Raw genomic sequence first — 6000 nt, 5'->3', positions numbered from 1 at the left:
GGCAAGCCAATCAACGGTCATTCTTCAGGGTAACTGCGCCTATGAGCAGGCCGGATCGATAGCGGTTGCCGGGATCGAACGCATCCTCGCGGGGGAAGTCTCTGCGGCCGGCTTCGTCAGTCCGGCCAAGGCGTTTGGCGCCCGTTATCTGCTGGCGGCCATGGAGCGCGATGGTTTGGTCGAAGTGATAGTTCGCCACTGATTGCTTTCGACGCTTTGCGGCGTTGGGTTACCCGACCCACGCCGCTTTTTTTCATGCTGACTCTGTCAGGCTGGTTTTGGCACATCCACCTTATTTCGAAGCCTTTCGGTACTTGGTCTAGCTTACGTTCGCGTGTCTCTTATTCGGCATCTCGGATGCCGGGGAACTTAGCGACCAGTTTCCTGTGCTAGATCTCTCTGGTCGGCCGCGCGTGCGACGACACCTGCTAAGACCTCATCATTGCGGGCGATTCATAGCCGCACGGGGTAATTACGGTAAGCAATTGCAGAGCCAACAAGCGCGAATGGATGGACCTTAGTGAGGCGCAGCATAAATAGCCAAGCGATCGAAATCCAGCTCAACGAATCGCCGGATAAACAGGTCTCACTGAGCAAAGTACCAGAGTGATGCGCGTCCGAAACGGACCGTTGAGCATCCCTTCGGGACGCTGAAACAATGAATGGGTGCGACGCACTTCCTGACCCGAAAGCTTGACGGGGTGAGTGCGAAGATGAGCTTGAATGTGCTCGCGTACAACTTGAAACGGGTCATGAAAATCGTCGGTGCCAACAGTTTGATGAAAGCGCTGTCATCCTAAAAAGGGTGATTCTTGGCCTTCTCGGAGTCTCTAAAAACACCATTGACGTGTTCTAGGTCACGACTAATACACCTGCGGCATTGTCTGAGCAATCGCTCAGCCAACGAACGTTGATGATCGAAAACGATGAGGTCAGAGCGTTTTTACACACTCTGGAACAGTTAGTGCCCTAGGCACAACTGGAGGCGCAGGTGGCGCCGTTCTATGGGCGACACCACCGGCAAGCGCGGGGCCCCTCGATTGGCTTGTCGCGCATGCTGCGCATGTATGTCGTGCAGCAGTGTTTCGGTTTCTCCGATGAGGGCACCGAAGATGCCGTCGACAGCCAGGCCATTCGTGGCTTTATGGGCATCGACCTGGGCCGCGAGTCGGCACCGGATGCCACCACCTTGTTGCGCTTTCGCCGCTTGCTGGAGACCCATCAGCTGACGCGGGTGCTGTTTGAAACGATCAACCAACATCTGGCCAGTCGTGGTCTGCTGCTCGGGATGAAGGCCCACATCGGTGTCGACGCCACGTCGGGGCTGGTGCACAGCCTGGTGGGGACGGCGGCCAACGTGGCTGATGTCACCCAAGTCGACAAGCTGCTGCACGGTGCCGAAACCTATGTCTCAGGAGACTCTGGATACACCGGTGCGGCCAAGAGACCGGAGCTTGCTGAACGGGACGTTATCTGGCCGATTGCAGCGCGGCCAAGCACCTACCAGTATCATGGCAAAGACAGTGTGCTGTTCCGGGTCAAGCGCAAGATCGAATACGCCAAGGCGCAACTACTTGCCAAGGTAGAGCATCCATTCCAAGTGATCAAAGTGCGCTTCAACCATCGCAAAGTCCGTTATCGCGGGCTGGAAAAGAATACGGCGCAGTTATTCAGCCTGTTCGGGGTAGCCAAGCTGATGCTGGCCAGGAAGTATTTGCAACGCGCGGCGGGATAAATCCGTCTGAAAGGCGGGACTTACCCGCAAATCAGCAAAATAGGGCCTGAAATCGGCCCCAGAAACGCAGAATAAGACCGTTGGGTTGAAAAAACGGTTTGAAAATGGGGCTCGGCGTGAAAGGGGGGAATTGTTCAGCGTCTTCTTAGGCATCAACGCTTTTGCTTGGAGCGAATCCGCCAGGAGAGTTCCCCGTTAAGAATTTTCTGCAAGGCAAGACCGCCATCATCACCGGCGGCGGCAAGAGCATTGGCCTCGCTATGGTCGAACTGTTCGCCTCTGAGGTGCCGAGGTAGTTGCTGGCTCGTCGTAATTAATTTCTCTCGAAATTTTGGGGGTTGGAGGCTCAATCCGCATTCATGTCGCAGACGAGTTTCTCGCGGCGGGCTTTGTCGACGGCGTGAACGCGGTCGCTTACATTCAGCTTGGTAAAGAGTTTCTTGAGGTACCACTTCACGGTTTCCGCCGAGATGTTCAGTGCCAAGGCAATGCGCTTGTTCGGCATGCCCTGCACCAGCAGTCCGAGGATATCCTGTTCGCGGCCACTCAGGTGGTACTCAGGGTGCCACCGGTCGGGCTTGCTTAGTCGCGCCTGCGCGGTCTGCTCGAAGCCGGCGAGGATCTGAACTAGATATTCCTCCAGAGCCGCGGAGGGCAGCGTGCCCACCAAGGCCTGCAGCATCCGCAGCGACTGCACGCCCTCGTCGCAGAAGCTGCGAACCATCTGGCAGCGTGCGCCGAGATCCAGCAACTGGCGCAGCGCATCGGCCCAGCTGGAGTCATCCAACTGGAATAGCGCCAGGCAATGCAGCAGGCGTACTTTGACGTAGTAGTCCAGGCGCAACTCTGGCGTCAGGTTTTGGAGGCGCTCCAACTGGTGCAGGGCATCTGCCGCGTCGCCTTCGTTCAGCGCGCAGCGGGCGGACGACAGGATGGCCACGACGGAAATGTCCAAGGTACTGCCCATCGCTGCCGGCGTTAGCTCCGCCGCATAGGGTGTCGCCAGGCACTCCAGCTCGGCCAATAGGCGCCTGGCCCCATGGCAGTCGCCGTCCAGTGACAGCAGGCGGACACGCTCGGCTAAGGCTGCGGCGACAGGGCGGAGCAGGCTGGTAACCTGGCCGAACAGGCGCAGGCGCTCCAGCAATTCATGGGCGGCATCGTTATCGCCTTTTAGGTGGTGCAGACGCGCACCTGCCAGCATGGCACGGATATAACTCTCGAAGAACACCCGCTCGTTCATGACGTCCAGTCGGCCGCTGAGCAGGCTCTTAAGGGCGTCCAGGTCGTTGCGCTCGTACAGGTTTTCGGCCAGGTAACCTGAGACCACGCAGGAGGGCGCGGAGCGTCTACCGAAGTTCTCGTCCAGCCGCTGCAACGCTTCGCCGAGCCCGGCGCTGGCCTTGCCAAGGTTGCCCTTGAGGAACTGGATCCAGCCGATGAAGGACTGTCGGTAGGCGTAGGTGAAACCACGTGTGGCGCTGGGCGGCGGCTCAGGATGGTGGGCCAGGATGTTGGGCACGTCATCGAAGCGCGAGGAGCTGGCCAGGGCGTAGATCAGGGCGTTGCAAGCGACGCCGTTGTGGTAGTTGTCGCCGCTGGGTGGCCAGTGTTTCAGCAGCTCGAGTGTGGACAAGCTATTGCCGCTGAGCAGATCGAATGTGCGCTGACAGACCTGGTATTCGAAGGCGTTGATGCCTCCCTTAATAGCGGTGGCCTGGTGCAGGGCCTGCAGTTCCTGGCGAGCGTTCTGCAGGTGCAGGCCACCCAGCACCATGGCCCAGAAACGTGCCACGCGCAGGTGCCAGCGGCGGGCCAGCTCCTCGGAGGGCACCTTGTCAGTCCAGGCCAGAATGGTGTTGAGGTCACCGGTCGCGAGGACGTTCATGACGCAACGGTCGATCAGGTCGTAAGCGCGTTCTTCCCCTTCGGAGGCCAAGGCGTGGTGCACGGCCTCGACCAGATGGCCCTTGCGCTCGAACCAGAGGCTGGCGCGATAGTGGAAGGAGGGTAGATCGACGGCGTTGAGCTCGCTCTTGCACTCGCGCAGCAAGGACGAAAGGCTGAGGCGGCTCTGTGGATCTTCTGCGTCCAGCCAGCGACTGGCGCGCAGGTGCAGGTCGCCGAGGCTTGCCACCACGCGCTTAGCCAGGCGTTGACGCAGGTGCTCGCTGAACAGCGCATGGAAGCGGTACCATTGCTCGTCGTGGTCTAGCGGCACCAGCAGTAGGCCATCGGCGGCCAAACTTTCGAGGATGTGCTGGGCGTTTCTGACCCCTAGTACTTCTTCGCAGAGCTCGACGTTAAAGCGGTCCAGTACGGAGAGTCGCAGCAGCAGGTCCTGGGTGTCCCCGGGTAGGTTGCTCAGGGTGTTCTCCAGGATAGTTTCCGCCAGAGGGTAGAGTCCTTTACTCCAGTCTTTCAGGTCTGGGTCCTTCAGTTCGTTCGAAAGTGCGAGCATCTGGATACCAGCGATCCAGCCCTCGGTGGCCTCAAACAGGGCTCGGCAGGACTCGGCATTTACCGGCATCGCCATCCGCTCGTAAAGGAACGCCTGGGTTTCACTTTCGGAGAACCGCAGACTGCGCACGTTCAGCTCGTTGCCACGATTCTTATGGCGCTGTGCTTCCAAACATGCGGGTAGCTCGCTACGCGAACTAATCACTAGGTGGAAATTGGCCGGAGCGTACTTCACCACACGACCGAGGAAGTAATGGATCTGCGGATTGTCGATGCAGTGGTAGTCGTCGAGGATCAGATAGAGCTCGTCCTCGAATTCAGCGAGTAGGTTCACCAGTACTGTGAGGAAGTTATCCAGGGTCTCTGGGTGCCCGCGTTCGTAAGCGTCTATCAGTTGCTGCTGCGCCTGGCAGTCTGCCTGCTTTAGCGCTGCGACCCAGTAGCCTAGGAACTGGCTTTCTTCGCTGTCGGTTTCATCCAGGTTGATCCAGCCAATCTTGTGCCCCTGCTCGATCAGCGCTCTGCGCCATTGCGTTAGCAAAGTGGTCTTGCCGAAGCCGCCGGGCGCGCGGACATAGATCAGTCGCTCATAGGCTACGTTGTTCAGGCGATCCAGTAGGCGCTCCCGCAGCAGTGGGGCGTGGTGGTAGCGTGGAGGCAGGAGTTTGGTAATCAACATGGATAAGGGCCCGCTTTTTATTGTTCTGATCGGCGCACGGAGGTGCGTAGACCACTTTAACGCAAGCTCTGGGGCTAAGGTAAATTTAGAATTGCTCGGTGGCGAGTTCGTAGAGGCAGTCAGGCAGTCAGGCAGTCAGGCAGTCCGCATCGCCGCGTAGTCATGCGCTCAGCGCGCGAATTTCGGTTAGGAAGTCGTTGAGTGCCTTGCCTTTGTCTCCTAGAATCTTGCGGCCTAATAAATCTAGGGCCTGGATTCCGTTGGTGCCTTTGATACCGATCTTGTGTTCGATTGAACCGCAGGATAGCGAGTTCTTTTCGCCCAGTGAACCATCGGAATTGACCATAAACTTCGGCACCAAGAACAGTGAGATCCCTTTCGGGCCGCTGGGGCGTCCGGCAGCTTAGCTAGTACCACGTGAATGATGTTTTCGGTTAGATCGTGCTCACCACCGGTGATGAAGATCTTCGTGCCTGTGACCTTGAAACTGCCATTGTTCTGGGGGGGCTTTAGCAGGCCGTTGAAAAAAGCCAGAGTCCACTTGGCTCTGGCAAAATGACGGCCATCCTTTCCATCCAGACTTCAGCCCAAGCCGATGCGTGGACTCGACCTCAAACAAAACGAGCTGTTCAGCTATACGACGCTAGAGCAGCGCATTCCTAACGATCATCGGCTGGGCGGTGTCGGGATTATCCTGGAGCACAGTGATCAAGTCCGACAGGCTTGCTAGGGCCGTATGACGCATCAGCGGGTCGCAGCCCGGAAATCGGAAGGTGTCACGCCGGTCGCCTTTTTGAATGCAGTGCTGAAGTGCTGAGCGTGGCTGAAGCCGCAATCCAGCGTGACTTCAGCTGCGGTGCGACGGGAATCCAAGAGGAGCTCCTTGGCCCGCTCGGGACGCAGACTGTACACAACGCGCAGGGGTATTTGCCCGGTACTTTCGCGAAAAGCCCGCATGAAGTGCCGGGAACTGACACCGGCAACTTGCGCCAGCCCTCGATCGTGAACGGTCTCGACAAGTCGGCCTCGATGTATTCGATAACGCGCCGCAAGCTGCTAGGTGCAAGGCCACCGCACAGACGAACGGTGGCTGTCTGGCTGCCATCGACCCGCGCCAGTAGGGCGA

3 protein-coding genes and 3 pseudogenes are annotated in these 6000 nt (G+C 58.5%); 3 read left to right on the top strand and 3 right to left on the bottom strand.

All coding sequences use genetic code 11. The annotated features are described in order from the left end of the window. The 3 genes and pseudogenes from KGB28_RS25020 to KGB28_RS25010 all read left to right on the top strand — a co-directional run. The coding region (locus KGB28_RS25020; protein ID WP_223448296.1) for a DUF5938 domain-containing protein at positions 1–202 on the top strand (202 nt) is incomplete at its 5' end. A 418-nt stretch (positions 203–620) separates the two neighbouring features. Then, positions 621–800, top strand: a pseudogene (locus KGB28_RS25015) (transposase); the annotation flags it as partial. Between the two features lie 140 nt (positions 801–940). Further along, positions 941–1735: pseudogene (locus tag KGB28_RS25010) on the top strand (IS5 family transposase); the annotation flags it as partial. A 346-nt stretch (positions 1736–2081) separates the two neighbouring features. Here the strand turns inward: KGB28_RS25010 and KGB28_RS25005 are convergent. The 3 genes and pseudogenes from KGB28_RS25005 to KGB28_RS24995 form a co-directional block, all read right to left on the bottom strand. After that, entirely contained in the window at positions 2082–4871 is a 2790-nt protein-coding gene (locus KGB28_RS25005; RefSeq protein ID WP_223448295.1) for a LuxR C-terminal-related transcriptional regulator, read from the bottom strand. Between the two features lie 265 nt (positions 4872–5136). After that, positions 5137–5378, bottom strand: a pseudogene (locus tag KGB28_RS25000) (acyl-CoA dehydrogenase); the annotation flags it as partial. A 240-nt stretch (positions 5379–5618) separates the two neighbouring features. Continuing rightward, positions 5619–5867 carry a helix-turn-helix domain-containing protein gene (locus KGB28_RS24995; RefSeq protein ID WP_223448298.1) on the bottom strand — a complete coding sequence of 83 codons (249 nt, stop codon included), beginning with the start codon at positions 5865–5867 and terminating at the stop codon, positions 5619–5621. Between the last annotated feature and the right edge of the window lie 133 nt (positions 5868–6000).

The sequence above is a fragment of the Pseudomonas sp. BF-R-19 genome, assembly GCF_019956445.1.
In the GTDB taxonomy this organism is placed as follows: Bacteria; Pseudomonadota; Gammaproteobacteria; order Pseudomonadales; family Pseudomonadaceae; genus Aquipseudomonas; species Aquipseudomonas fluorescens_BH.
The sequence above is the reverse complement of the archived record's forward strand: the minus strand, read 5'-3'. Positions and strand labels throughout refer to the sequence as shown.